The sequence below is a fragment of the Acidipila sp. EB88 genome (assembly GCF_003858395.1).
Taxonomy (GTDB): Bacteria; Acidobacteriota; Terriglobia; order Terriglobales; family Acidobacteriaceae; genus EB88.
Map to the genome: position 1 here is coordinate 1,016,293 of NZ_QWEV01000005.1, position 25,364 is coordinate 1,041,656.

Annotated in this window: 21 protein-coding genes; 10 read left to right on the plus strand and 11 right to left on the minus strand. The window is 64.3% G+C overall.

Features of this window, described 5'->3' with window-relative positions; all coding sequences use genetic code 11:
* Nucleotides 1–67 precede the first annotated feature (67 nt).
* From D1Y84_RS05085 to D1Y84_RS05095, 3 genes are all read right to left on the minus strand, one after another.
* On the minus strand, nt 68–1,351 hold the full coding sequence (locus D1Y84_RS05085; RefSeq protein WP_124847553.1) for a hemolysin family protein: 1,284 nt from the start codon (nt 1,349–1,351) through the stop codon (nt 68–70).
* Entirely contained in the window at nt 1,348–2,064 is a 717-nt protein-coding gene (ybeY, locus tag D1Y84_RS05090; RefSeq protein ID WP_124847554.1) for an rRNA maturation RNase YbeY, read from the minus strand. Before ybeY ends, D1Y84_RS05085 begins: the two co-directional genes overlap by 4 nt.
* A gap of 183 nt (nt 2,065–2,247) precedes the next feature.
* Nucleotides 2,248–3,273: a PhoH family protein gene (locus D1Y84_RS05095; protein WP_124849944.1), complete on the minus strand. Its 1,026-nt coding sequence runs from the start codon at nt 3,271–3,273 to the stop codon at nt 2,248–2,250.
* Between the two features lie 345 nt (nt 3,274–3,618).
* On the opposite strand from D1Y84_RS05095, the gene D1Y84_RS05100 reads away from it, so the two are divergent.
* Nucleotides 3,619–4,410: a HugZ family protein gene (locus tag D1Y84_RS05100; RefSeq protein ID WP_124847555.1), complete on the plus strand. Its 792-nt coding sequence runs from the start codon at nt 3,619–3,621 to the stop codon at nt 4,408–4,410.
* 191 nt (nt 4,411–4,601) lie between these two features.
* Nucleotides 4,602–4,880, plus strand: a complete 279-nt coding sequence (gene rpsT, locus D1Y84_RS05105) for a 30S ribosomal protein S20 (protein ID WP_124847556.1) — start codon at nt 4,602–4,604, stop codon at nt 4,878–4,880.
* A 218-nt stretch (nt 4,881–5,098) separates the two neighbouring features.
* Here rpsT and D1Y84_RS05110 read toward each other — a convergent pair whose 3' ends face one another.
* Both D1Y84_RS05110 and D1Y84_RS05115 read right to left on the minus strand, forming a co-directional pair.
* The gene (locus D1Y84_RS05110; protein WP_124847557.1) at nt 5,099–5,935 is read right to left on the minus strand and encodes an Mrp/NBP35 family ATP-binding protein; all 837 of its coding nucleotides are present in this window, start codon (nt 5,933–5,935) and stop codon (nt 5,099–5,101) included.
* A 53-nt stretch (nt 5,936–5,988) separates the two neighbouring features.
* Nucleotides 5,989–6,501, minus strand: a complete 513-nt coding sequence (locus tag D1Y84_RS05115) for an acyl-CoA thioesterase (protein WP_124847558.1) — start codon at nt 6,499–6,501, stop codon at nt 5,989–5,991.
* Between the two features lie 94 nt (nt 6,502–6,595).
* Between D1Y84_RS05115 and D1Y84_RS05120 the strand changes: the two genes are divergently transcribed.
* From D1Y84_RS05120 to D1Y84_RS05130, 3 genes are all read left to right on the plus strand, one after another.
* A complete protein-coding gene (locus D1Y84_RS05120; protein ID WP_370245711.1) occupies nt 6,596–6,961 on the plus strand; it encodes a hypothetical protein in 366 nt (121 codons plus the stop codon).
* A gap of 130 nt (nt 6,962–7,091) precedes the next feature.
* Entirely contained in the window at nt 7,092–7,712 is a 621-nt protein-coding gene (locus tag D1Y84_RS05125; RefSeq protein ID WP_124847559.1) for an LON peptidase substrate-binding domain-containing protein, read from the plus strand.
* 299 nt (nt 7,713–8,011) lie between these two features.
* Complete coding sequence (locus D1Y84_RS05130; RefSeq protein ID WP_124847560.1) at nt 8,012–9,592, plus strand: sigma 54-interacting transcriptional regulator; 1,581 nt, start codon at nt 8,012–8,014, stop codon at nt 9,590–9,592.
* An 84-nt stretch (nt 9,593–9,676) separates the two neighbouring features.
* Here the strand turns inward: D1Y84_RS05130 and D1Y84_RS05135 are convergent, their stop codons facing one another.
* Nucleotides 9,677–11,017, minus strand: a complete 1,341-nt coding sequence (locus D1Y84_RS05135; RefSeq protein WP_124847561.1) for a DUF1501 domain-containing protein — start codon at nt 11,015–11,017, stop codon at nt 9,677–9,679.
* A gap of 38 nt (nt 11,018–11,055) precedes the next feature.
* Entirely contained in the window at nt 11,056–12,777 is a 1,722-nt protein-coding gene (locus D1Y84_RS05140) for a DUF1800 family protein (RefSeq protein WP_158615329.1), read from the minus strand.
* A gap of 422 nt (nt 12,778–13,199) precedes the next feature.
* Here D1Y84_RS05140 and D1Y84_RS05145 point away from each other — a divergent pair, with 422 nt between their 5' ends.
* Complete coding sequence (locus D1Y84_RS05145) at nt 13,200–14,426, plus strand: VWA domain-containing protein (RefSeq protein ID WP_124847563.1); 1,227 nt, start codon at nt 13,200–13,202, stop codon at nt 14,424–14,426.
* Nucleotides 14,427–14,595: 169 nt separating this feature from the next.
* Here the strand turns inward: D1Y84_RS05145 and D1Y84_RS05150 are convergent, their stop codons facing one another.
* The 3 genes from D1Y84_RS05150 to D1Y84_RS05160 all read right to left on the minus strand — a co-directional run bounded on the left by D1Y84_RS05150 (nt 14,596) and on the right by D1Y84_RS05160 (nt 17,659).
* Nucleotides 14,596–15,117, minus strand: coding sequence for a hypothetical protein (locus D1Y84_RS05150; RefSeq protein WP_124847564.1), 522 nt, complete (start codon nt 15,115–15,117; stop codon nt 14,596–14,598).
* A gap of 63 nt (nt 15,118–15,180) precedes the next feature.
* Nucleotides 15,181–16,581, minus strand: coding sequence for a sigma-54 dependent transcriptional regulator (locus D1Y84_RS05155; protein WP_233581152.1), 1,401 nt, complete (start codon nt 16,579–16,581; stop codon nt 15,181–15,183).
* A gap of 118 nt (nt 16,582–16,699) precedes the next feature.
* The gene (locus D1Y84_RS05160) at nt 16,700–17,659 is read right to left on the minus strand and encodes an ATP-binding protein (protein ID WP_124847566.1); all 960 of its coding nucleotides are present in this window, start codon (nt 17,657–17,659) and stop codon (nt 16,700–16,702) included.
* A gap of 316 nt (nt 17,660–17,975) precedes the next feature.
* Here D1Y84_RS05160 and rph point away from each other — a divergent pair, with 316 nt between their 5' ends.
* Nucleotides 17,976–18,770 (plus strand): ribonuclease PH, encoded by a 795-nt coding sequence (gene rph, locus D1Y84_RS05165; RefSeq protein ID WP_124847567.1) that lies wholly within the window; start codon nt 17,976–17,978, stop codon nt 18,768–18,770.
* 233 nt (nt 18,771–19,003) lie between these two features.
* The gene (locus D1Y84_RS05170) at nt 19,004–19,993 is read left to right on the plus strand and encodes a tagatose 1,6-diphosphate aldolase (RefSeq protein ID WP_370245805.1); all 990 of its coding nucleotides are present in this window, start codon (nt 19,004–19,006) and stop codon (nt 19,991–19,993) included.
* Between the two features lie 153 nt (nt 19,994–20,146).
* Here the strand turns inward: D1Y84_RS05170 and D1Y84_RS05175 are convergent, their stop codons facing one another.
* Complete coding sequence (locus D1Y84_RS05175; protein WP_124847569.1) at nt 20,147–23,167, minus strand: AMP-binding protein; 3,021 nt, start codon at nt 23,165–23,167, stop codon at nt 20,147–20,149.
* A 245-nt stretch (nt 23,168–23,412) separates the two neighbouring features.
* On the opposite strand from D1Y84_RS05175, the gene D1Y84_RS17860 reads away from it, so the two are divergent.
* Together D1Y84_RS17860 and D1Y84_RS05185 are read left to right on the plus strand one after the other, a co-directional pair.
* Nucleotides 23,413–23,919, plus strand: a complete 507-nt coding sequence (locus tag D1Y84_RS17860; RefSeq protein ID WP_158615330.1) for a pyridoxamine 5'-phosphate oxidase family protein — start codon at nt 23,413–23,415, stop codon at nt 23,917–23,919.
* A gap of 506 nt (nt 23,920–24,425) precedes the next feature.
* Nucleotides 24,426–25,241 (plus strand): formate/nitrite transporter family protein, encoded by an 816-nt coding sequence (locus D1Y84_RS05185; protein ID WP_124847571.1) that lies wholly within the window; start codon nt 24,426–24,428, stop codon nt 25,239–25,241.
* Nucleotides 25,242–25,364 lie beyond the last annotated feature (123 nt).

The following is a 25,364-nucleotide window of genomic DNA, read 5'->3' on the forward strand; positions in this document are numbered from 1 at the left end:
GTACTACGCCGGGTAGCGCGCGCTCAAGGCACGCGTTTGTCTATAGCCGTGCCAGGCTTTGGCCGCGCTAGGCCATGGCGCCGGCGCGCGAGACGCGCATGCGCTCGATGCGGCGATCCGTCGAGGCCAGGATCTCGAAGCGCAGACCATTTTCTTCCACCACCTCACCCGGCATCGGGATACGCCCGGCGGCTTCGCTGACGAGGCCCGCGACCGTGGTGGCTTCGTAGTCTTCCGGAGCTTCCCAGTCGCCGTCGAGCAGGTCTTCGAGCGCAGCCACCTCGAAGTCTCCGGGGATGCTCCAGACGCCTTCGCGTTCGGTGCGGATGGCTTCGAGGTCTTCACCCTCGTGTTCGTCGGTGATGGTGCCGACGATCTCTTCGAGCAGGTCTTCAATGGTGACGAGCCCGGCGACGCCGCCGTACTCATCTATGACGATACGCATGTGCTGCTTTTCGCGCTGCATATCGCGCAGGGCCTCGTTGGCCCGTTTGATCTCGGGGATGAAGGTTGCAGGGCGCGCGATGGAGGAGACGGTCTGCGTATGTGCGTCGACATCGGTGATCTGCAGCACGTCGTGCGAGAAGACGATGCCGGTGACCGCGTCGAGCGTGCCGCGAAACACGGGGATGCGGGAGAACGGGTTCTCCTTGAGCAGCGTGAGCAGCTCCTCGATGGTGATGGTTTCGGGCACGGCGAAGATGCGCGGGCGCGGCGTCATCACTTCGCGGACGACCTTGTCGCCGAACTCCACGGCGGAGCGGATCAGGTCGTGGTCCTCTTCTTCAAGGATGCCTTCTTCCTGTCCAGCCTCAAGCAGTGCATCGACCGCAGCGCCCGAGGCTTCTTCTTCCTTCTCGGTGGAGGGCTCGGCGGCTAGCGTCACGATCGAGAGCAGGAATGAGATGACCACGGTGAGCGGTAGAAACAGGGTGAACAGGATGCGCAGGGGCCACAGCCAGCGGAGCAGCCAGGTGCCGCGGGTGCGGGTGAAAAAGAGATAGGGCAGCAGGCGATTGAAGAGGATGACCACCAGCACGATCGCGAACAGCGTCTGCACGATCTCAGACGGGGTGGGCCGCGCGGGAACTCCGCCTCGATCAAACAGCAGGATGCCAAGGGTGAGTGTGATGGCAGCAAGCGCAAGCTGTGGGAGCACAGCGGCGGAGAGCGCTACCTGTTCACGACCGAGGCCGAGGCGCGGCTCGATCTGCTCCTCCCAGATGTCGATGTTGTCCTGGAAGTCGCGCGAAAGGAACTTGCCCATCTCGGAGTACATGCGGTCGATGTACGCGGTGAGCGTGAGGATCGCGACAAGGAGCAGGAGCAGCAGAGCCTGGAGCAGACTCATGGGGCGACCACCTTGCGCGGGGTCGCCGCGCCGGGTGCGGGCCGAGACGAGCGGGCGGTGGCGGCGGCTTTGGGCTTTGCGGCGGGCTTGGCTGCGTTTCTGGCGGCGGGCTTTGCCACGGCCTGGAAGGCGTTTTTGGCGGCTGGCCGCGCGACTGGCCTAGAATCGCGCGCGGCGGCTGGCCTGCCGGCAGCCAGTCTGGCGTCGGGAGTGGCGGCGCGCCTGCTCAATACGCGGGCGGGTGTTTTCGCCGGCGCGGGGCGGGCAACCGTGCGCTGGATCAGGCCCAGGGGCAGCTCGAAACGGGTGCGCAGCAGGCGCTCACGGCGGGCCATGCGGCCGGAGTCCTGCTCGTGGTCAAAGCCAGCAAGGTGCAGCAGGCCGTGGAGCAGGAGGATTTTCACTTCGACCAGCAGCGGGTGCGCGAACGCTTCGGCCTGGCGCCGGGCGGTGTCGATGGACACGGCAAGGTCGCCGGCGAGCGTGTCGGGCAAGCCAGGGATGGGCGTGGCCGGGAACGAGAGCACGTCGGTGGGCTTGTTTTTGCGGCGGAAGGAGCGATTGAGCTCCTGCACGGCGGCATCGGTCGCGAAGAGGATGGAAACCTCGCCGTGGAGCGGGATGGCGGCGCAGACCTCGCGCACGAACTGCTCGAGGGCGCGTTTGGGAAGCGCGCCACGTGGGACAACCAGGTCCGGATCGATCGCAATCATGGCGACGGCCCCAGCGTGCGGCCTTGCTTTCTCTCCTGTGGGGGCGGCGAGGCCGCATTGCTCCGGAAACAGCAACAGGAGAGCAATGCTCTCCTGTTGCTGCGCTTGCTTTTGCTGGGGTTATGGTACCGCATCTCGTGCTGTTTCTTCGAGAAAGCTGTGGCAAGCCCCGCCGGCAACCCGCTACTGCGGCTTGCCGGTCTGGGGTTTGCCCTGGGTGCCCGTTGAGGTTTCGCCTATGCCGAGCGGCATCTGCTCGGCGCGCCCGAAGTGGTCGTAGGCGCGGATGATGCGCTGCACGAGGTGATGGCGGACGACATCACCCTCTTCGAAGTGGATGAACTTGATGCCATCGGTACCGGACAGAATCGAGATCGCCTCGATCAGGCCGGAACGGCGCGGGTTGGGCAGATCGATCTGGGTGACGTCGCCGGTGATTACGGCCTTGGAGTTGTTGCCGAGGCGGGTGAGGAACATCTTCATCTGCTCGGTGGTGGTGTTCTGGGCCTCGTCCATGATGATGAAGGCGTCGTTGAGGGTGCGGCCGCGCATAAAGGCGAGCGGCGCCATCTCGATGATGCCCTTCTCGATCATTTTATCGACGCGTTCGGGCTCGAGCAGGTCGTAGAGCGCGTCGTAGAGCGGGCGCAGGTAGGGGTCGATCTTCTCCTGCAGCGAGCCGGGCAGGAAGCCGAGGCGTTCGCCGGCTTCGACCGCGGGACGCACCAGGATGATGCGGCTGACCTTTTTGGCGAGCAGGGCGGCAGCGGCCATGGCAACGGCGAGGTAGGTCTTGCCGGTGCCGGCGGGGCCGATGCCGAAGGTCATGTCGTTCTGCTCGATGGCTTCGACGTAGCAGCGCTGGTTCACCGAGCGGGGCTGCACGATGCGCTTGACGCCGCCGGTGGACCGCTGCTTGCCCGAGTCGATCAGCGAGCGCAGGGTCACCGTGGGATCGCACACCACCAGCTTGAGCAGGGCGTGCAGCTCGCCGTTATGGGGATGAACGCCCCGGAGGCGGAGCTGCTCGAAGTCGTTGAAGATCGTCTCGACGCGGTTCAGGGCGTCTTCCGGCCCTGTGACGTACACCGCATCGGCACGAAGATCGATCCGCACCTGGAGCTCGCGCTCCATCAGCTTGAGGTTTTCATCGCGGGTCCCGAACAGGGGCTCAAGGTTTGGCGTGATATCAAGCGTTTTGGTGTTCATCAATGGCTGGACGGGCCTCCATCTGGTGGGCGCATTGCTGCGCTCCCAGAAATGTGATGCTTGAGGTTTTGGGGAAGGAGCAGCGCGGGCACCGGCATCGTGTGGATGCGCTGGAACAGTTCGCCGAGGCTGCAACGATGGTCAATGCGTGAAGAGTAGCGCCGGTGTGGCGGGGCGTCAATCGGGGAAGCGTGAAAGGTACGGCCCGGAAGTACCCGCGGGTGAGGAAAAGCGGGTACGGAATCGGGGTGACACGGGCGAAAGGCAAAACCGCCTTCGGGGCCGGCGGTCCCTTCGGGACGGGTGTTCGCTTCAAGTGACTAGACTTGGGGGAGAGGTATGGGGATGGCAACCGAAGAGATCAAGGCCGCACCGCGGCAGCACGCTTACTCTGGCCCGGCGATGCCGCAGCTGCCGGAGCCGAGCCACGCTGAGAGGGTGCGGACGCTGCTGTCCATGGGCGCGGTGGGGATGCTTTCGACCGTGTCGCGCAAGCACCCGGGGTTTCCGTTTGGCTCGCTGATGCCGTACGCGCTCGATACGCTGGGGAGGCCGCTGTTGCTGATCAGCAACATGGCGATGCATACGCAGAATCTCAAGGCGGAGCCGCAGGTGAGCCTGTTTGTGAGCGCTACCGCGGCCGACGGCGATCCGCTAGGTGCGGCGCGCGCGACACTGGTGGGCCGCGCCGAGAGCGTGCCTTCCGAGGACCTCGCGGCGGCGCGGGAGCAGTACCTGGCACGGCATGAGAACAGCCGGTACTGGGTGGACTTTGCCGACTTCGGCTTCTTCCGGGTGGAGCTGGTGGATATCTACTACGTGGGCGGTTTCGGGGTGATGGGCTGGGTGGAGGCCGCGGAGTACGCGCGGGCTTCGCCCGATCCGCTGGCCGGGGCGGCTGCGGGGATCCTGGCGCATATGAACGCGGACCACGTGGACTCGATGCTGCTGCTGGCAAAGCGGCACGCGGGGATCGAGGCGAGCGAGGCAGCGATGACCGGGGTGGACCGGCTTGGGTTCTCGCTGCGATTGAAGACCGCGGATGGGATGAAGGGCGCTCGGATCAACTTTCTGCGCGAGGTCGCGACCGCGGGCGAGACGCGCGCGGTGCTGGTGGAGATGGTTCGGCAGGGCTAGGCAGCCCGCCAGTGTGGGCCAGGTCCGGCGCGTCTGCCGGACTGCGCTCCGACAGGCCACTGCCAATAGCCGGGTCTGCAATGGCTGAACAGGCTTGACCCTGCTGGCGGCATGGCCTAGACTTAGGGTTTGCAGGGAGAGCGGGTGTCCGCACATCCCCACTCAACCCCGATTAAGGAAACCGACACAACATGGCGAACCACGTATCCGCGCTGAAGCGCGTCCGTCAGACCAAGAAGAAGACAGCAGTGAACCGCGCGAACAAGAGCCGCATCCGTGGCAGCCTGCGCTTGCTGCGCGAGGCGCTGCTGAAGGGTGATGTTGCGGCAGCTGCCGAGCAGTACCGCTCCACCGTCTCCTCGCTCGACAAGAGCGTCCAGAAGGGCATTCTGCACAAGAACACCGCGTCGCGCTACAAGAGCCGTCTGAATGCGCGCGTCAAGGCATTGTCGACTGCCAAGGCTGCTTAAGCGGATTGGGTTTAGCAAAAAGGCCGGGGCTCGATGCCCTGGCCTTTTTTGCTGTCTGGGGCAAAAGAGCAAAACCGCCTGCGCGGCTGGCGGCCACTTCGTGGCGGATATACCGGGAAGACAAAAGCCTCAAGATCCTCGGGGATTCTCCGGGGCTTGAGGCTTTTGGTCTTTAACGAGTACACGTCCCGACGGGACCGCAAGCCGCGCAGGCGGTCTTACTGGATCTCGAAGATGTCTTCTCCCTTGCCCTCAAGCTGCGCTGCGCGCTCGGCGACCTTGCGGGCGATCTCGAAGAACTCGCCGGCGAAGGCTGCGTGGGGGCCGAGGGTGGTGATGGGCGCGCCGTTGTCGCCGCCTTCGCGAATGGCGGGGGCGAGCTCGACAGAGCCAAGGAACGGGACTTTGAACTGTTCGGCTGTGCGGACGGCGCCGCCTTTGTGGAAGATGTCGATCTCGGAATGGCAGTGCGGGCAGGTGAAGTGGCTCATGTTTTCGACGATGCCGATGATCTCGACGTTGACCTGTCCGAACATCTCGAGGGCCTTGCGGGCGTCCTGCAGTGCAACATCGGACGGGGTGGAGACGACCACAGCGCCGGTGAGCGGCACGGTCTGCACGAGCGAGATGACGATGTCGCCGGTGCCGGGTGGCAGGTCGACGAGCAGGAAGTCGAGCTCGCCCCACTCCACCTGCTGGAGGAACTGGCGGATGATCTGGTGGAGCATGGGACCGCGCATCACCATCGGCTTATCACCGGGTGAAATGAGTCCCACGGACATAACTTTCACGCCGTGGGCAAGGTTTGGCTCGATCTGGTTACCGGGAAGCACCTTGGGCTGTCCGCTGGTGCCGAACATCAGGGGAACGTTGGGGCCGTAGATGTCGGCATCGATGAGGCCGACGCGCTGGCCGAGCGCGGCAAGGGCGATGGCGAGGTTGACGGCGACGGTGGTTTTGCCGACGCCTCCTTTGCCGGAGCCGATCGCGATGATGTGCCGGATGCCGGGCAGCGAAGCCGGTGCCGGGGGTGGTGCGCCATGTTCGTGAGCCATGATGAGTATCCTTTGCTACCAGACTACGGGAGTGGGTGGGGCGGAGCGCGCGGTCAGGGTCGCGTGGAGACCTTGCCGGCCTCGCGGCGTCGGGCGAGTTCGGCCTGGCGCTGCTCGCGGCGTCGCCCGGCATCGGCATAGCGGCGTTCGTCTTCCGCGTCTTCGGCGACCAACTGCGAGATAGGGATCGGCACACCGGCAGGGTTGATGGCGACGAACATGAGATAAGCCGAGGCGACGTGGCGCAGGGTGCCCTCGACCGGATTCTCAGCCCAGACCTTAACGCCTACTTCCATGGACGTGCGGTAAGCGCGGTTGACGCGCGACTTCAGAATCAGCAGGTCGCCCACGTGCACGGGGGCAATGAAGTCGATGTGATCCATGGATGCGGTCACGACGTGAGAGCTGGCATGCCGCAGAGCGGCCATGGCCGCGACCAGATCGATGAAGTGCATGAGACGGCCGCCGAGCAGGTTACCGAGCGTGTTGGTGTCGTTCGGCAGGATCAGTTCAGTCATTTCGGACTGGGAACTATGCGCGCTCCGCGCAACGGCTGGCTGTGTCATCGATCGGATTCCTTTCACAGGGCCAAAAGCGGCCACGGGTACAATCGAAAGTTAAGTTTGAGCACTCGCAAGCGTTTGCAGGTTGCGGCGAAGCGTGGCGTTCATTGCTGAATCGACTAAGTGCAGAATAAAAGGAACGCGTATGGATAAGGCCGCAATGTTGCAGGAGATTTTGAAAGCAAACCCTCGGGATGCATTTGCCCGGTACGGACTTGCTATGGATTACGCGAGCAAGGATGACCTCGTAGCTTCGCTTGCGGAATTTGCCACTTTGCTGCGCGACAATCCGGAATATACGCCAGGGTACTTTATGGCGGCGCAGACGCTGGTACGTGCGGGAAGAACAGCCGACGCGAAGCAACACCTTGCACTTGGCATTGCAAGCGCGGCGCGCACAGGCAACAGCCATGCGCAGGGCGAAATGCAGGCGATGCTGGACGAACTTACGCTGGATAGTTAACTCAAGGAAAGCCTGCGCATGGCGCGGGCAATAACACGACCCGGCAGTATCGGGAGTACTGCCGCATACATGGTGCAAACCCTTGCGGCAGATGTTGGTATGAGGCGACGGCCTGAAAGGCACAGATTCGATGAAGATCGCCCTGTTTCCGCTTGATGTCGTTCTATTTCCGGGCGTGCCGTTGCCTTTGCATATCTTTGAGCCTCGCTACAAGGAAATGATCCAGGAGTGCCTCACGGGCGAGCTGCAGTTTGGCGTCGTACGCGCGCAGCGTGAAGGTCTTGCCATTGCCGGCTGCACAGCCACGGTAACCCGCGTGATCCGCAGTTATCCGGATGGGCGCGTGGATGTGTTGTGCGAAGGCGGACGGCGTTTCGAGATCGAGCAGCTCGATAACTCGCGATCCTTTCTGCAGGCAGAGGTGGACTTCTTCGACGATGAGGATGTGGACACAGCCGAGGCCTCGCGGGAAGAGCGCGCCGCGTGCGTAGCCCTGCACCTGGAGGTGCTGGCGCTGGCGGGCATCGGCCGGGAGAGTTACTCGCTCGACCTGGACAAGCAGTTGTCGTTTCAACTGGCGTGGGAGCTGCCCGCGGATCTTGGTTTCAAGCAGGAGCTGCTGGTGTCGAGGTCGGACCGGGAAAGAACGGAACGCCTGAAGGACTTCTACGAAGGAATCCTGCCGAAGCTGCGGCTGGGCGCGCAGGCCCGGCCAGCCTATGCCCGCAACGGGCACGGACCCGTGATGTAGAGGGTTTCCGCTGCACGCGTGTTGCAGCGTGGGTGGGCTCAAACCGGGACCGCCCCGCTGCGCGGTGCGCGGGCTGCTCTCATTTATTCTTGTGTAAAGCCCCGGACGGCAGTTTGCGCTTTGGCCGCTCGAATTGCTGCACCCTGGCCGACTTGCAATCCTGTGCCACGCGCGCCTTGCGACGACCGCCCCAGAGTGCTGCGGGGTGGCCGGTTCTCCGCCATCGCGCTTCGGCGCTCCCTCTCGTTCTTGTTGTTTCCTCGCCACAACCCGGAGTCAGACCAGGAGTCGATATCATTATGGCCTCACAGAGCAACGCAGCAACCTCTTCCGCGACTGCATGGACCGCCCTGCCCCAAACGCTTGGCGAGCTTCGCAACCATCCGCTGTATGGCGAAGCACGGTTGCGCGACCGCACGGTCAAGGACGAACTGCGCGAAAACCTGATTGCGCTACTGCGGGAAAAGGGCACGTCGCGCGAGCCGATCTTTCCGGGCATCGTGGGCTACGAGGACACGGTGGTGCCGCAGATCATCAACGCGGTGCTGTCACGGCACAACTTCATCCTGCTGGGGCTGCGCGGACAGGCCAAGAGCCGTATCCTGCGTGCGCTGACACACCTGCTCGACGAGTGGGCGCCGTATATCGCCGGCTCGGAGATTCGCGACAACCCGTGGAAGCCGCTGGCCAAGCACTCACGCGAGCTGCTGGCCGCGCACGGCGACCACACCCCAATCGCGTGGATGAGCCGGGACGACCGCTACGTGGAAAAGCTGGCAACGCCGGACGTGACGGTTGCTGACCTTGTAGGCGACCTGGACCCGATCAAGGCGGCACGTGGCGGGCAGGACTTGTCCAACGAGCTGACGATGCACTACGGGCTGCTGCCGCGCGCCAATCGCGGCATCTTTGCGATCAACGAGGTACCTGACCTGGCGGGCAAGATCCAGGTGGCGTTGTTCAACATCATGCAGGAAGGCGACGTGCAGATTAAGGGCTACCCGGTGCGCCTGCAGCTGGACGTGGCGATCGTGTTCTCCGCGAACCCTGAGGACTACACGGCCCGCGGCAAGATCGTGACGCCGCTCAAAGACCGCATCGGTTCGGAGATTCGCACGCACTACCCGGAGACGCTGGAAGAAGGCATCGCGATCACCGAGCAGGAAGCCTGGTCGGAGCGCACGGCGAGCACGATCGAGGTGCCCCGCTACATGCGCGAGCTGGTGGAGCAGGTGGCGTTTACCGCGCGTGGCGACAAGCGCGTGGACAAGCGTTCAGGCGTGTCGCAGCGTCTGCCCATCTCGACGATGGAGCTGGTGATCTCGAACGCGGAACGGCGCGCGCTGCTGCATGGCGAGTCACTGGTGATGCCGCGCATCGGCGACCTGTACACGGCGATGCCGGGCATTACGGGCAAGATCGAGCTGGAGTACGAGGGCGAGATGCGCGGTGCGGACGTGGTGGTGCGCGAGCTGATCCGCTCGGCGCTGGGCACAGTCTACGATCGCTACTTTGCCGACACCAACACCCAGCAGATCGAGCAGTGGTTCAACCTGGGTGGCTCGCTCAAGCTTGACGACGGTGAGTCGTCGGCGGCGATCCTCGAGGAGCTGCAGCAGATCCAAGGGCTGTTCGAGAAGCTGAGTCCGCTTGGAGTCAAGGGCACGGACGCACCGGCACGGGTGGTGGCGGCGGCGGAGTTCCTGCTGGAAGGCATGGTGGCGCATCGCAAGCTGAGCCGCAACGAGGAGCGCACCTTTGCCGCGGGGGATCGCAAGGGCCGGAACGAGCGGGAGCGCAAGGATGGCGGCGGGGGCGGCGACGACCAGCAGTATGAGGCCTGGCAGAACCGGCGGTCCAAGCGTGGCGGGTTGAACTAGGCGTATCTCCATCGAGCGCGGTGCTCGCGAACAAACAAGGGAAAAGGCCCCTCAGCGGGGCCTTTTTCTTTGCCGCCCCGGGTTCTACACGAAGCCCAGGTTGGCGGTGGAGAAGTTGCTGAGGCCGGGGAGCATGGCGCCGAGCTGCGAGCTGGGCACCCCGAACCACGATGCCAGCGTGGCGGTGTACTGCGACAGCGCGGTTGTCGGTACGAAGCGGCCGGTACCATCGATGTCGTCAGCGCCGTTGAGTGTGAGGCTTGGGAAGGTGCCGTAGACCTTGCCGCCCTTGACCGCGCCACCCACGACGAAGTGGTGGCCGCCCCAGGCGTGATCCGATCCGCCGGCGCTGTTCATCTGCAGGGTGCGGGAGAAGTCCGACGCGGTGAAGAGCGTTACGTCGTTGTACAGCCCCATCTCCTGCATGACAGACACAAAGGTCCCGATGAACTGGTCGATCATCGCGTAGAGGCCGGGCTGGATGTCGGCCTGGTCGGCGTGCGTGTCGAAGCTATTGGGCACGTCGATCAGGAAGATCTGGCGGCGCGCACCGATTTGGTTGCGCAGCTGCATCATGGTCGCGACAGTGTACAGCGCGCTGGACAGCGGGTTGCTCGACGGGAAGCTGGTGGAAAAGCCCGAGGCACTGCCCAGCACGCTGTTGTAGAACGCGTTGTACTTGTAGGCGGACTGGTAGATCTGCTGGTCGGCCTGCAGGAGGTTGGCGCCATTGTTGAAGGTAAGCAGCTGCTGCGCGGCGGTCATGCGCGCATTGCAGGCATTGCCCTCGTTGCACCAGAAGCTCTCCTGCTGCGCATTGGGCCCGGCGTTGAAGGGGGTGGAGGCCACGCCGCGTCCGAAGTTCGTGGCATTGCCGACGATCGTGACCATGGGCATGTTGGCCGAGTTGTAGCTGGCGGCCATCAGGTCTGAGGTGAGCCCGGACCAGCTGGTGCCGACCCCCGGCACATACGCGCCGCTTTCCCAGGCATTTTGCTGGTTGTCATGCGCCATGAGCTGCTGGGGAATCTGGACGCTGGTGGCGAGGTACTGGGCCTTGGTGGTGGGCTGCACCAGCGGACCGACGTTGGCGATAAAGGCAGCGTCGCCGGCGATGTAGGCGCGGTTGAGGTTGGGGAAAGCCGCGTTGAGGCCAAGCGACGAGTTGGCAAGAGCAAGCAGCTGGTTCTGTGCGATGGCATTGGAGCCGCGCACCTGGCTGTACGCGCTGTACTGCGAGCCGCCGATGGGCACGATCATGTTGTTGCTGTCGTTGCCGCCGCGCATGAACAGGCAAACGATGGCCTTGTAGTCATTGGGCGACGTGGCCTGCGCCAGTGCGGACATGGTGCGAAGGGGCGAAATACCCGAAAGCTGAGCGAGACCTGCCCACGACGCCGTTTTCAGAAAGTTTCTGCGCTGCATTGGATTCTCCGAATTGCTTTGTGTAGGTGTGGGTGGGACTACATCATGAGGCGGTATTGGGGCGAGGTCACGATCAGGTACACCGCACAGCGCACCATGGTGGCGGGATCTAGTCCCTGGATAGATGTCACGATGGCCTGCTGCATTCCCTGCGTCATGGTGCCGTGCAGCAGCAGAGCATCCAGTGCGTTCACAAGGTTGGTGGGAGTGGCCGTGCGTGCGGCCTCGCCCCAGAAGCTGTTGGCAGTAAGGTTCATTGCGAACTCGGTCGCGGTGACACCGTTCTCGCTCCAGTTATCGGTGATGGCATCCTGCATGTGCTCTGCCATCTGGCTGATGGTCAACGTGTTTTCGTTCTGAAACTCGGGGGCGTAGGTGCTGGTGCCCTGCAACTGGAACGAAGGCGAGTAGTAGCTGAAGACGCTGGGTGTAACATGCGGCCGCTCATCCAGGTCTGCGAGCCAAAGGTCGAAACGCTGCTCGAAGAACGCGACATTTGGAACCGTGGCGGTGCTGGTTGCACCCATGGCGCGCATCACGCTCGCCCACCAGAGGATCGGGTCACGCAGCTTGCCGCCATTCGCATCGGAGATACCGCCGTTGTCATCCGCGCGTGCTTCCGGATCCATCAGGATCGCGGTGATGATGGCCTTCATATCGCCGCGCACGCCCGAGCCGTTGTCAGTAAACGCGGCGGCCACGCGGCTGATGTATGCAGGCGACGGATTGCTCTTGACCAGGCTCTGGATCAGGTGCTGCGCCACGAAAGGCGGCATGGATGGGTCGTTGAAGATGTTGGTCAAAGCCCCGGTAAGGTCCTGCTGGGCGCTTTGCCCGGCAGGCAGCACCGTGCCGCGCAGCAGTGTCTTGGAGACAGTGCTGTGCGCGTACGGCAGCACTGTCATCGGGCAGGACTGGCCGGGCGGGAGGTTGTACCAGTAGTAGTTGGCCGAGGAGGGTGCACTGCAATCGTTGTTGGCGAAGGTCCACCCGGTGTAGGCGAGGGCGAAGTTCTGCACCTGTGCCGACGTGTAGTTCGCAATAGGATTGCCGTTGCCGTCGAGCTTGAGCGAGCCGTCCTGGTTGAGGGCGTACACGCCGATCGAGAACAGCTGCATCATTTCGCGTGCGAAGTTTTCGTTGGCGCTCTGGCCGGCAGTGGGCGTTGTGCTGTTGGCCATGTTGAGGTACGTGCCCATGGCAGGCGAGAGCGCGACATCCTGCATAAGGTTGAACCAGTTTCCGAAGGCGTCCTGCGACAGAAGGTTGAGATAGTTGGGCAGATAGCGTGGGTCCACGGTATCGATCGAGACCACAAACAACTTGCTGAGTTCAAAAGCGACGCGCTGCCGCAGTTGATCGCTGCCGAAGATCACATCGTTCCACCAGTAGTACTCCGTGTCGCAGGAGAAGGACTGGCAGTCGCCGGTGGTGACGGTCTGGGGGTTGGCGGCAGGGATGATGTACGCAGGCTGCTTGAACTGGGCATCGAGGTAGCTCGCAATGCCGGAGGACTCGACTGCGAACACGTCGTTGATGGTCGGGCCGAACGATGCCTGGTTGAGAATGCGCCCGGCGGCCTGCAGCGACGTGGTGGTGGTCGAGTCCCAGCCAGTGGAGACGACGGCGTTGGTCTGACTGGCAGTCTGGGCTGCCGGCTGGGTGGAAACTGTGCTCAACGTGGTGGCCAGCTGCGCATCGGCGTGCACACACGCGAGTCCGACCGTGAACAACGAGGCAGCCCGTGTAAGTGACCGCATGAACCGCATCGAATACCTGCAAACGTAAGTCATCTGCTCGTCCCCTATTGCTTATGTTTTGCGTAAGTCGAAGAGTGACAGATGCACTTACTTAGCAGCCCTGTCTGTATCTCTTGAGATCGAGTATTACCCTCCCGAACACCGCGCCCAGGGTCTTTTTACACGCCTTGCAGCTTTCGTAACGGTACTGGTCTCTTTTCTAACTCTTTTGGTTTGTAACACTTAGGGATCAACAAGCTACAACTTTAGGAGTGCCTTCAGGGCTGCTCCGGACTAACTCGTTCGAGGTACGAGTAAGTCGATGCGAGCGCAGACGAGGTATGGAGACTGCCCCGGAGTATGCCGGCGGAGATTGCTTGAGGCGGTGAAAGCGAAGGGGCCGGTCGGTTGCGTGAAGCCGCGTAAACCTTGAAAATAGGCCTATGAAACGCGTCCGCTACACGAAGTACAACGGCGACCTGGCGAGCGAACTAGACATGGAAGACCTGCTCGAGGCACTTTCCGACTACCTGCTCGACTCAGGCTTTCAGAATCCCATGATGGAGTTCCAGGACCTGGATCAGACCATGGATGACCTGAAAGAGGCACTGCGGCGGGCGATGGAGTCGGGAGACCTCTTCGACGAAGATACGCAGGAAAAGATACGAGTGTTACAGGCGGAAGGTAAGTTTGACAGCTTTCTCGATCAATTGATGGACCGGATGGAGCAGGAGAACTACATCCAGAGCAAAGGCGACGGGTCGCCGGAACCCGGGCAGGGGCAGGCAGGCGGGGGTGAAGCCGAGGCGCGCTTCGAGGTGACGGACAAGAGCCTGGATTTCCTGGGCTTTAAAACGCTGCGCGACCTGCTGGGCTCGCTCGGGAAGGCCAGCGCCGGGCGGCACGACACGCTGCACTATGCCACCGGGGTTGAGGCGAGCGGGGGGTCCAAGGCGTACGAGTTTGGTGACACGCTCAACCTGGACACCACTGCTACGCTGTCTGCGGCGATTGCCCGGGAGGGGGTGCGGATGCCGCTCAACCTCGAATACTCCGACCTGCAGGTGCACCAGTCCGAGTACCAGAGTTCCTGCGCGACGGTGGTGATGCTGGACTGTTCGCACTCCATGATCCTGTATGGCGAGGATCGCTTTACGCCGGCCAAGCGGGTGGCCATGGCGCTGTCGCACCTGATCCGGACGCAGTACCCGGCGGATTCCCTGTCGCTGGTGCTGTTTCACGATTCGGCGGAGGAGATCCCGATCTCGCAGCTGCCGCGCGTCAAGGTGGGCCCGCATTACACCAATACGCGCGAGGGCCTGCGGGTGGCGCGCCGGATCCTGGAGCGGCAGCGCAAAGACATGAAGCAGATCGTGATGATCACGGACGGCAAGCCGTCGGCGTTGACGCTGCCAGACGGGCGGATCTACAAGAATGCGTTCGGGCTGGACCCGCTGGTGGTGAGCGAAACACTGGAAGAGGTGAACCGCTGCAAGCGCTCCAACGTGATGATCAACACGTTCATGCTGGCCTCTGACTATGGCCTGATGCAGTTTGTGCAGAAGGTGACGGCCATGTGCCGGGGCAAGGCGTACTTCACGACGCCTGACACGCTGGGCGAGTACCTGCTGATGGACTACATGCAGCGCAAGATGAAGACGGTGCACTAAACGGCGGCGAAGCGCGGTTCGCTGGTCCGCCTGGTGCGTTGCGCCCCCGGACGGCAGCGAGGACAATCCGCACCATCTCTCGCGACATATCTTTGGGGGCAGGTGAGGGATGGGCGGCTGCACGCTGGAGCGCAGGCCGCGCCTTGCCCATGTGTGTTGGTCGGCAGCCCTAGCGGAGGGGCTGGGCTCCTCGCTGACTCGCGGAGTTTTCAAGGCGGGTGCGCAGGTTGCTGGCGAGTTCCGCGACGGTTTGCAGCTTGGCCGTGAGCGGGGCGGAGACTAGGGGTTCGGCGAGCGCAAGCTGTGAGTGCAGCAACAAGCCGGTGACGGTGTCGCGCAGGTCGTTTTCGATGGCGGTGGAGGCGGCCCGCATGGCGACCTGCTGCTCATGGTCGCGGCGCTGCAGCGCGGCGCGGACCTCGCGGATCAGGCGGTTGGTGCCCGAGATAGCGAAGTTAATTTGCAGGGGGATGGCCAGGCCTGCCTGCTTCCAGAGGAGTTCAGCGCCCTCGGGGCTTGCTTCGGCGACCGGCTCGTCAATCACCACGATGGAGTACTCCCGGCGGCGCAGCGCGGCCATGCCTTCCCTGCGGCTGGGCGCGACTTCGACCGGCAGCCCGAGCTGCTTGGAAAGGCTGGCGGCGCAGTGTTCGGCGCCGGAGATTCCTGTGATGATAAGTGCGCTTTGCATGTGTGTCTCCATCTGTACTGACGCGCCCTGAGAGGCAGCTTCTGAATGCATCCATCGAGGGCGTTACCGGGCCTGCAGCATCACGTCGCCAATGCCGTACTCCTTGAGCTTGCGATACAGCGTGGTTTTGCCGATGCCGAGGAGTCGCGCTGCCTGGAGCTTATCGCCATTGAGGCGCCGGATGGTGTCCAGAATGGCCTGCTTCTCCATTTCGGCGAGGGAGGTAACTCCGGGTGCACTGACGGCCGCAGCTTCGAGCACTGCGCGAAGGGGCGTCGTGGCATGACGCTGCTGCATGCGGAAGTCCTGCAGGTTGGTCGGCATATCGCCGAGCTGGACCACGGTACCGGATGCAAAGGAGCAGGACCGCTCCAGAGCGTTTTCGAGCTCGCGCACATTGCCTGGCCAGTCGTACTCATCCAGCACGCGCAGGGCGTCATCGCTCAGCTCGAAGCTCTTGCCGTACTCCTTGCCGATGCGATCGAGGAAGTGCGCGGTTAGGAGCGGAATATCCTGGCGGCGTTCCCGCAGGGCGGGTATGCGGAGGCTCACCACGTTGAGGCGGTAGTACAGGTCCTTGCGGAAGCGGCCCTGCTCGACCATCTGCTTGAGATCGCGGTTGGTGGCGGCAAGAATACGTGCGCGCATCGGTTGCCGATGATTGGCGCCGACGGGACGCACCTCCCGCTCCTGCAGCGCGCGCAGAAGCTTGGCCTGCAGATCAAGCGGCAGCTCCCCGATCTCATCCAGGAATACGGTTCCCTGCCCTGCGGCGACCAGCAGGCCGTCCTTGTTCCGGGTAGCCCCGGTGAAAGCGCCCTTGACGTAGCCGAACAGTTCACTTTCAACCAGGGTCGGCACCAGCGAACCACAGTCGACCGGCAGAAACGGCTGTTGCGCGTTGGCGCCGTTGGTATGGATGGACCGCGCGACGAGTTCCTTGCCGGTGCCGCTTTCCCCCAGGATCATGACCGGGTGATTGCTGTGCGCCACCTTGGAAAGGATGCGGTAGAGCTTGTCCATCTCGGGGCTTTGCCCGACGATGGTGCCGAGTGTTCCCTGGGAGCGCAGGCGCTCGCGCAGGCGGCGACTTTCCGAGTCCAGCTCCCGCTTTTCCGCAGTGCGATCAAGCACCACGGCGAGCTCATCCATGGAGAACGGCTTGGTCAGGTAGTCAGTTGCGCCCGTGCGCATCGCCTCCACCGCGGAGGTGACGGTGGCATAGGCTGTCATCACAATCACCGAGGTCTCGGGCCGCATGGACTTTACTTCGTCGAGCAGGTCCATGGCTTTGCCGGACGGAGACTTGAGGTCGAGCAGCAGGACGTCTGCGCTGTTGCCGCGCAGGTACGAGCGAGCCGCATCGACGGAGTCGACGGTATGGGGCTGGTGGCCCCGTGCGCTTGCAATCTCGCAAACGGCGGAGCGAACTGCCGCATCTTCATCGAGGATGAGAACGTGCATCTTCGCGGTGGACTGCATGGCCACTGTCTTTCTTGTTGTAGGCTTTTCTGCGGTGATTGTAAGTGGCTTTTTGTTCTCCCTCCAGTTACGTAAATAACCAATAGGTGCAAAGAAGCGATCAGTTGCCCGCGACGGGGAGCGCGGGGATGCGCAGCTCAAAGGTCGTGCCCCGGCGACGAGTGCTGGCGACCTCGATCCTGCCGCCCACCGACTCCACCAGTTCGCGCACGATGGCGAGCCCCAGGCCGCAGGCCTGATGCGCATCGCGCTTGGAAGTGAAGCCCGGTTCGAAGATCCGCTCGAGGGCGAGCGGCGCGATGCCGGGGCCGTTGTCGGAGATGTGGAGAAGCACTGCGGGCTGGTCCTGGCTCAGTGCCCTGCGCGCGGTGATGCGTACATGGCCGCCGCCGGGCATTGCTTCCCTGGCGTTCTTGACCAGGTTGACCAGCACGCGGAGCAAAGCATCGTGCGCGAGGGCGAGCGGCGGCAGCCCTGACTCGGAGGAAAGATGCACCGCGACCGAGGATCCGGCGGTGAGCTTGAGCAGGCGCGTGCACTCCTGGAGTGCACGCCCGGCGGGCAATGCCGTCGGAGACTCGACGGGCCTGACCGGCTCGGCTGCTGCAGTCGGGGGTACAGAGGAAGCGTGGCGGTTGGTCGCCGGTGCAGGCTGGTGCTGATCCCCGTGGAGGTTGGCCAGTCGCTCGACCAAGACGCAGAGCACCTGGCTTACGGAGGTGAGATCCCGGGAGCATTGCGCGTAGGCGGGTGCCAGCACCCCGGGCTCGGCCAGCAGGCCGGAGAGCAACTCCAGCGAAGCCAAAGCATTGCGGGCGTCATGCGCGAGTGCCGCGGCCGGGCTGAGAGGCGTCAGCGCAGCCGGAGGCGCGAAAGGCTTGCTGACCAGCACCGGCCGGGGTTGCGCGGGCCGGGCGAGTGCGGGCGCTGCTGCGTGGATGGGCTCGACGCTGGCAGATACCTGGCCCGACGCGTAGCCTGATCCATGCCTGGGCTTCGCGGTTCGCAGAAAGGGAACAAGCTTGCTGTTGCCGATGTTGGTAGTGGGTTGGTTGTGCATGGATATCGCCCCTCCCTGGGCAGTGCCTTGCTTCACTTGTTGCGGTCGCGCTCTTCCTTATGCAGGTAAGCGGCCAAAATGCGCCGGAAGGGCAACGCGTTCATTCTGCTTGGTTTAGCTCCACAAGCCTTGGCGGAGTGTTCAGGGCGGAGACGCGCGGCGAGTGCCGGAACGGAACGCGGCGAGCAGGCGCGCAGCGATAACTCCAATGATTGCTACAGATAGCTGGACCCGTTCCGTTTCGGAGCGGCTTCCGGTATCCCTGATGCGGGCAGAACAAGGGCGGCAAGTGGCGAGGCCACTTAGAATGGAGCCGATGACAACTGCACACTTTTTTCGCCCGAACAACCGCTCCGCCGGGGACCTTCGCCCGTTTTCACTCACTCCGGACTACGTGGGGACCGCCGAGGGTTCGGTGCTGATCGCCGTGGGCGAGACGCGGGTGCTTTGCAATGCCACGGTGGAGCAGGGTGTGCCGGGCTGGATGCGCGGGCAAGGCAAAGGCTGGGTCACGGCAGAGTACGGAATGCTGCCCCGGGCTACGCTGACGCGGAGTGCGCGCGAGTCGGAGCGGGGCAAGGTGGGTGGACGTACGCACGAGATCCAGCGACTGATTGGCCGCTCTCTGCGCGCCGGGGTGGACATGCAGGCGCTGGGCGAGCGGACCGTGATCCTGGACTGCGATGTGCTGCAGGCGGATGGGGGCACGCGGTGCGCAGCGATCACGGGAGCCTGCGCGGCACTTTGGCTGGCGCTGGGTCGCATGCACAAGGCAGGCGCGATCAAGCAGAACCCGATGCGGCAGTTAATCGCCGCGGTGAGTGTCGGCATCGTGGAGGGCGCGCGTCTGCTCGACCTGGCGTACGAGGAAGATGCACAGGCCGAGGTGGATGCCAATGTCGTGATGAGCGCCGATGGCGGCCTGATCGAAGTGCAGGCGACGGCGGAGCGGAAGGCGTTTCCGCGGGCCGGGTTGAACGAGATGCTGGACCTGGCAGAGGGCGGACTACGGCACCTGTTTGCGGCGCAGCGCCAGATGCTGGCCGCCAGCGGCGTGGATGTACCGGTGGACCTGACGGGCCCGGTCGCTGACACTCCGCAGCAAGCCTGAAGAGGGACAAGAGTTGCGCGACATGGGGCGGCCGGGAAATCGGCTGCCCCTAGCCCGGAAAAACACCAGAGGGTACGCACGGGCCGGGTAGCATAGAAAGGTAGACAAGCACGGATCGCTGGGCGGTTACAATCGCGACCCAGGCTTGCAGGCGCGTCGCGCGACACGGCAGCAGCGGTCGAGATGCATCAATCATTTTTTGAAAACAAGTATGGGAGAGCGCAACGATGGCTATCGAACTTACCCCGGGCAAGCTGGCGGGATTGAAAGCAGTTTCAAACGAACGCGGCGTGATCGCGGCAGCGGCCATGGATCAGCGCGGATCGCTGCAGAAGTCGCTGGCCAAGGCGAAGGGCGTGGCCGAGGTTCCGGACTCGATGCTGGAGGACTTCAAGTCGATGGTGACGGACACGCTGACGCAGTATGCTTCGGCGATCCTGCTGGACCCCGAGTTCGGCCTGCCTGCGACCAAGAAGCGCCACGGCAAGGGTCTGCTGCTGGCCTACGAGAAGACCGGGTACGATGCCAGCGATGAGGGCCGTCTGCCGGACCTGCTGGACAACTGGTCGGTGCGCCGCCTGAAGGAAGCGGGCGCGGACTGCATCAAGATCCTGCTGTACTACACGCCGTTTGAAAAGGCCACGATCAACGATGTGAAGCATGCATTCATCGAGCGCATCGGCGATGAGTGCCGGGCATGGGATATCCCGTTCTTCCTGGAGTTCGTGGGCTACGATGTGCACGGCGAAGACGAGAAGGGCCTGGCCTACGCGAAGCGCAAGCCTGCGATCGTGAAGGGCTCGATGGAAGAGTTCGACAAGGCCAAGTACAACGTGGACGTGTTGAAGGTCGAGGTGCCGGTGCAGATGAAGTTCGTCGCCGGGACCAAGGCATTCACCGGCGAGCAGGCGTACACGCGGGATGAGGCACTGGCTGCTTTCCGCGATGCGGCCTCGGTCGTGACCAAGCCGTTCATCTATCTCTCGGCGGGCGTTACCAATGCCATCTTTATCGAGACGCTGGAGCTTGCGGGCGAGAGCGGCACGAGCTTCAACGGCGTGCTGTGCGGCCGCGCGACCTGGGCGGATGGCGTGGCTATCTTTGCCAAGGATGGCGAAAAGGCGTTCGCGGACTGGCTCTCCACGCAGGGGGTGGAGAATATCTCCAACGTGAACAAGGCGCTGGAAGCGGCGACTTCGTGGCACGAGAAGGTCAAGGCGTAGGACGCGGTAGAAACAGGGCAGGCGGGAAACCGCCTACGCGGCTTGCGGCCACTGCGTGGCGGCGGGTGATTTACAAGGCAGGGATCGGGGCGAGAGTCGCCTTGATCCCTGCTTTTCTTGTTTGGGCGGGGCGGGCCGGCGCTTGGCTGGCGGCTAGGTGAGGAGGGCGCGGACGGCTGCTTCGAGCCGGGTGGTGATGGCTTCGGGCGGCGCTACCGGGTGGGTGGGCCCGGCGAGGTCGATGGGCGTGCCGATGTGGATCTCGGGACGGGAGCGGAACCAGCCCTGCCGGGGAGCAGCAGCGGCAACGTCGCGGATGCGAAGCGCCAAGGGAAGGATGGGGGCTTCAGCCTCCTGCGCAAGGATGCCGAGGCCCGGGCGGAACGGCAGAGGGGCGGAGGCAGGTGCGCGGCGGCCTTCCGGGAAGACCAGCACGTGGTAACCGCGGTCGAGTGCCCGGCCTGCGTGGGCGAAGCTCGCGCGGAAGCCGCTGGTGCGTGGGAGCGGAAAAACGTTGAACAGTGTGGTCAGCAGCAGGGCGACGGGTGGACCCCACCAGCGGCGATGTGGGCGGAGCTCGGCGGCCAGGGGGCCCCAGCTTCCCTGCCAGGCGGCAAGCATTTCACCGGACATGGCGACGGCTACCCGGCGGCGGAGGGAGCGCGGCAGGGCGTAGAGAAGCAGGGGGAGATCCATGGCGGTGCGGTGGTTGCAGATGAGCAGCATGGGCGTGGTGGTGGTTTCGGGTGGGGTTGCCCGGCGGTGCACGGTGGGTGCGGCAAGCAGGAACACGAGCGGGCGAAGCACGGCTTCCACAAAGCAGGAGCGTGCGGTGGCCACCACCGGCCACCAGGGCCATGCGGGATAGCGATATGGGAGTGGGAGCGGGGCGGGAGTGGGGGCTGACATCGCTGGATGTGGAGAGTGCGGGCTGTGTGGTACCCACGTCTCAGAAGCGAGACGTGGGGCACCCGGTGTTGTGGAGGTGGGCGAATGGCTAAGCGGGGATGTTGCCTGGCCTTTTCCGGCTGCCGGCGCGGGCTGGACAGTCATGTGGGGAACCGCGGCCCGAGGCGTGGCGCCGAGTAGTTGGCGGAGTTCTCCCAGGGTGCGGAGCGGGGCGGACTCGGGCAGGGCAAGGCCTAGCTGGTCTTCGAGCGCGGCTGCAAGGGCGACGCGGCCCATGCTGTCCAGGCCCCAGGCACCGTCGAGGGTAGCGGCGTCGTCCCATGCGGAGGGTTGTGCAGGTGGGCGAAGGGCGAGGCTGAGCAGGAGACGGACCGCAGCGTCGGGCTGCGCGGAGGCGGTGGCAGCGGGGCGGGCGCCGAACTGGCCCTCCATGGTTTGGGACAGGCTGGGTTGAGATTGAAAGGACTGGGGCTGGTTGGACTGGTTTTGGAAAGCCTGGTGCGCGCTGGGCTGGTGCTCAAAGGTCCGGGGCAGGCTGGCCTGCTCCAGCGCCCAGGCTTCGACCGTGCGGCGCTGTACCTTGCCGGTGGCGGTGCGGGGCAGGCCGAGCGCGGGCCAGAGCCACCAGTGGCGGATCTGCTGGTGAGCGGCGAGCTTGGTGTTGACTGCGTCGATGGCAGCAGCGGCGGCCTGCGGGCCTGCGGGGACCACGAGCACGGCGGCGGCTTCGTCTTCTGCCGGAGCCGCGCCGGCGCTCGCGGAAGGGAGCGCGAGCCGGAACACCAGGGCTTCGTGGATGCCGGATTCGCGGACGAGTACGTCTTCGAGGTCCTGCAGGTAGACGTTGAGACCCGCAGCGGTAACGAGGCGCTGACCGGTGCGACCGAGAAAACGCACCTCGCCGGAAGGGTCGATGCGGGCGAGATCGCCGGTGGGAAGCCAGTATTCGGATGGAGCAGGATCGGCAGACGGAGCCGGCATCCCGGCTGGTTCGTCGCCGGCCCTGGCAGAAGCCCGGCCGGGCGCGACGGCCTGCGTGGATGAAGCGCTGGCGGGGACAATGCGACCGCCCTGCCAGCGGCTCGTGGCGACCATGTCGCCGCGGACCTCGAGTTCGCCGGCGGCGTTGAGGCGCAGGGAGCGGCCGGGCAACGGCTTGCCGAGCGAGCCGCGCGCGACCTTGAAGGGGTGGTTAAGGGTGACGAGGGCGGCGGTTTCGGTAAGGCCGTAGCCCTGGATCAGGCCGAAGCCGAGCGTGGTCCAGAACTGTTCGAGCTCGGGTGGCAGGGTGGCGCCGCCGCAGACGGCGGCCCAGAAGCGGAAGCCCAACTGGCGATGGATGCGGCGGAATCGCCACCAGCGGCGCTGCCATGGCTCGCCGGCTGCTGCTTCGAGAGCGGAGGCAAGCGTAGGCACGGTGGTGAGCAGGTGCGCGCGCATGAGGGACAGAGTCCGCGGCACGGCGGCAAGGACGTGGATGCGCTCGCGGGGGAGCAGGGCCAGCAGCCGCGCGGCCTGGAGGCGGGGCTCGTAGTGCACGGTGGCGCCCAGCAGCGGCGGCACCCACAGGCCCATGAACTGGCCAAAGACATGCGAGAGCGGCAGGGTGTGCAGGAAGCGCAGCGGGTGTACCCAGCGTTCGTAGCGGCGGTATTTGCGGATCTCGCGCTCGATAGGGCTGAGCGAGGCGAGGAGGTTGCGGTGGGTCTGCACGACGCCCTTGGGCTCGCCGGTGGTGCCGGAGGTGAACAGGATCTGCAGGGGGGTGTCCGGGGTAAGTGGCACGGCGGCGGCTTCGTGGGCGGGGAGGTTGGCGGCGAGGGTGTCGAGCGGGAGTTGCGAGGGGAGATCGAGGGCCGGCAGGCCAGGCTCAGGCGCGTTGAGCAGTGCGAGCAGCGAGGCATCGGCGACAAGAAGGCGTGGGGTGGTTTCGGCGAGGATGCGACGGGCAAAGTCGACGGAACCGGTGGCATCGAGCGGGACAGGCAGCACGCCGCGCAGCACGCAGCCGAAGAACGCCGCGATCCACGCGGCGCTGTTATGTCCCCAGAGGAGCACGCGCTCGCCGGGGCCGATGTGCTGCTGCTCGAGCAAGGCGGCGAAGCGCGCGGCGAGGGTGGCGAGCTCGGCATAGGTGATGGGATAGCGGCGGATGCCGCGGTGCTCGACCAGCGCGATGGATGCGCCCCAGTGCCGCATGTCTTCGACCAGGGTGGCGAGGTCGGCGCGGTCGGGGTGTGGCGAGGCGGGCGGCTGGGCTGGCATCTGCCTTGGAGTGTAGTGCTTGCGGGGGTTGCGCGTTGGATGCGTGGATGCGGGCGGTTGGGAGCTCCCCTCTCAGAAGCGAGACATGGGGCACCCATCGAGATCGGGGAGCGGGCTTGGTGGGGATCGCGGGTGGTGGATGCCATGGGGCGGCGGGGCGCATCAGAGAGAGTGGCAGCGTGGCTGATGGCGTGACTTGTTGCGCGGGCGGCGTTGCACACATTGGAGTGGCGAGGAACAACAGCATGAGCGCAGGGGAAGAGATCGAAAATCGCGAGGAGGCGATCGACAAGATCGCCGGGTTGATCAAGGACATTCACGTGGCGATGCTGACCACGATCCACGCGGACGGGACGCTGCACAGCCGCCCGATGGCAACGCAGAACACTCCGTTCAATGGAGAAGTGGTGTTTTTGACGGCAGAGCACTCAGGCAAGGTGGATGAGATCAAGCAGGATGCCGAGGTGGGACTTTGCTACTCGGACGCCAAGCATGCGTTTGTGACAATGCGCGGGCGGGCGACGCTGTCGGATGACCGCGCACTGATTGCGGCGTTGTGGAACCCGTTGTACAAGGCATGGTTTCCGGAGGGCGAGAGCGATCCCAACATTCGCGTGCTGCGAGTCAAGGTGGAGCAGGCCGAGTTCTGGAATGCGCCGGCCAGCGCGGTGATGCGCAAGGTGCAGGTGCTGACGCGCGCGGCCACGGGTGGCAAGACACCGGTGGGTGAGCATGCCCAGGTTTCGCTGTAGAAAGTTTGCTGGATGAGGCTTGGGGCCGGGTACGGCGCCGTGTTTGCAGAGCGGCCTGTGGGCCGGTACCTGGTCGGTGTGTGCGGAAGTGGCGAAGGCGGGTGAGCGCCTGGTGGGTGTGGTTCCCTTTGTCTCGGAAGCGAGACAAGGGGCACCCGCCTCGTTGAAGGGTACTGAGATTGACTGCGGATCTCTGAGCACTCGCGAGAGGGCCGGGCTGGGTAGCCGGGAGCATTGTTCTTGCTCGGGTCGCCGCTCTGCTCTGGTTGCTGCTCCTGCTCCTGCCTAGTCAACGGTGCAGAAACGGCTGCTGTTTTTGCAACTGCGTTTGTTCGGGTACGGAGTTTCAGCAAAGCGTTGTCTAGGTTGAGTATGGGATAACGCCGCTCGCGGCACATCAAGAGCTATCCCCGTCGCATTCGACCTGCACTGCCAGACGCCGCCAGAGTGTGGAGCGAAGCATGGCCGGCACGCAGCGTGGTGCGCGGGACCAAGGAGCGGCAACCATGGCGTTACCTGCCGTTGAACGAAAACGGGCAGTACCGGAAGCTTCAACGCAGCAGGACCTGGATCGCCCTACCGCGAACCAGATTTACGAGCAGGTGGCGCTGAGCGGCAAGCGGGAGCTGGAGCGCTCCAACATTTCGCTGGCGATCTCTGGGCTGGCCGGCGGCCTGCTCATGGGGCTAACCGGGCTGAGTGTGGCCATCCTGATGTCGATGGTGGGCACGACGCCTGCGGGGCGGCTGTGCGCGATGTTCTTTTATCCGCTCGGCTTCATGGTGGTGATCCTGGGGCGCTCGCAGCTATTTACGGAAAACACGCTGTACCCCGTAGCGCTGATGCTGTCGGAGAAGAAGCACTTCTTTTCGACGATGCGGTTGTGGGCGGTTGTGTTCCCAAGCAACGTGCTGGGGGCGCTGCTGTTTGCGCTGCTGGCGGTGAAGACCGGGGCGCTCCGCCCGGAGATGTTGAGCGCGCTGGTGAAGCTCGGGGTGGAGGCGGTGTCGATTACGCCATCGCATGCGTTCTGGTCGGGCGTGGTGGGTGGCTGGATTATTGCCACGGTGGCCTGGCTGGTGACGGGATCGCACTCAATTACGGGCTCGGTGATGCTGATCTGGACGATGACGTTTGTGGTCGGGATCGGGCATTTCTCGCACTGCATTGCGAGCAGTGGGGAGATTTTGTCGAGTGTGCTGGCGCACCAGGTGTCGGTGGGGAGCTTCTTTCACTGGCTTCTGCCGGCGACTGCGGGGAATATCTGCGGAGGAGTGCTGCTGGTGACGTTGCTGGAGTATGGGCAGTCGAAGCTGGATTAGTGCCCAGGTTGCGAGGATGCGGGTGAAGGTACCCGGTCCTTCTGGCCGTCTGCTCAACACTGATGGGGATGAGGCAGGCTTGGTGGTGCCCACGTCTCGGGAGCGAGACATGGGGCGCCAATA

What these genes read in the sequence shown, in the direction of transcription:
- D1Y84_RS05085 (WP_124847553.1), bottom strand. Translation starts at nt 1,351, where the DNA reads ATGAGTCTGCTCCAGGCTCTGCTGCTCCTGCTCCTTGTCGCGATCCTC.
- ybeY (WP_124847554.1), bottom strand. Translation starts at nt 2,064, where the DNA reads ATGATTGCGATCGATCCGGACCTGGTTGTCCCACGTGGCGCGCTTCCC.
- D1Y84_RS05095 (WP_124849944.1), bottom strand. Translation starts at nt 3,273, where the DNA reads ATGAACACCAAAACGCTTGATATCACGCCAAACCTTGAGCCCCTGTTC.
- D1Y84_RS05100 (WP_124847555.1), top strand. Translation starts at nt 3,619, where the DNA reads ATGGCAACCGAAGAGATCAAGGCCGCACCGCGGCAGCACGCTTACTCT.
- rpsT (WP_124847556.1), top strand. Translation starts at nt 4,602, where the DNA reads ATGGCGAACCACGTATCCGCGCTGAAGCGCGTCCGTCAGACCAAGAAG.
- D1Y84_RS05110 (WP_124847557.1), bottom strand. Translation starts at nt 5,935, where the DNA reads ATGGCTCACGAACATGGCGCACCACCCCCGGCACCGGCTTCGCTGCCC.
- D1Y84_RS05115 (WP_124847558.1), bottom strand. Translation starts at nt 6,501, where the DNA reads ATGACACAGCCAGCCGTTGCGCGGAGCGCGCATAGTTCCCAGTCCGAA.
- D1Y84_RS05125 (WP_124847559.1), top strand. Translation starts at nt 7,092, where the DNA reads ATGAAGATCGCCCTGTTTCCGCTTGATGTCGTTCTATTTCCGGGCGTG.
- D1Y84_RS05130 (WP_124847560.1), top strand. Translation starts at nt 8,012, where the DNA reads ATGGCCTCACAGAGCAACGCAGCAACCTCTTCCGCGACTGCATGGACC.
- D1Y84_RS05135 (WP_124847561.1), bottom strand. Translation starts at nt 11,017, where the DNA reads ATGCAGCGCAGAAACTTTCTGAAAACGGCGTCGTGGGCAGGTCTCGCT.
- D1Y84_RS05140 (WP_158615329.1), bottom strand. Translation starts at nt 12,777, where the DNA reads ATGCGGTCACTTACACGGGCTGCCTCGTTGTTCACGGTCGGACTCGCG.
- D1Y84_RS05145 (WP_124847563.1), top strand. Translation starts at nt 13,200, where the DNA reads ATGAAACGCGTCCGCTACACGAAGTACAACGGCGACCTGGCGAGCGAA.
- D1Y84_RS05150 (WP_124847564.1), bottom strand. Translation starts at nt 15,117, where the DNA reads ATGCAAAGCGCACTTATCATCACAGGAATCTCCGGCGCCGAACACTGC.
- D1Y84_RS05155 (WP_233581152.1), bottom strand. Translation starts at nt 16,581, where the DNA reads ATGCACGTTCTCATCCTCGATGAAGATGCGGCAGTTCGCTCCGCCGTT.
- D1Y84_RS05160 (WP_124847566.1), bottom strand. Translation starts at nt 17,659, where the DNA reads ATGCACAACCAACCCACTACCAACATCGGCAACAGCAAGCTTGTTCCC.
- rph (WP_124847567.1), top strand. Translation starts at nt 17,976, where the DNA reads ATGACAACTGCACACTTTTTTCGCCCGAACAACCGCTCCGCCGGGGAC.
- D1Y84_RS05175 (WP_124847569.1), bottom strand. Translation starts at nt 23,167, where the DNA reads ATGCCAGCCCAGCCGCCCGCCTCGCCACACCCCGACCGCGCCGACCTC.
- D1Y84_RS17860 (WP_158615330.1), top strand. Translation starts at nt 23,413, where the DNA reads ATGAGCGCAGGGGAAGAGATCGAAAATCGCGAGGAGGCGATCGACAAG.
- D1Y84_RS05185 (WP_124847571.1), top strand. Translation starts at nt 24,426, where the DNA reads ATGGCGTTACCTGCCGTTGAACGAAAACGGGCAGTACCGGAAGCTTCA.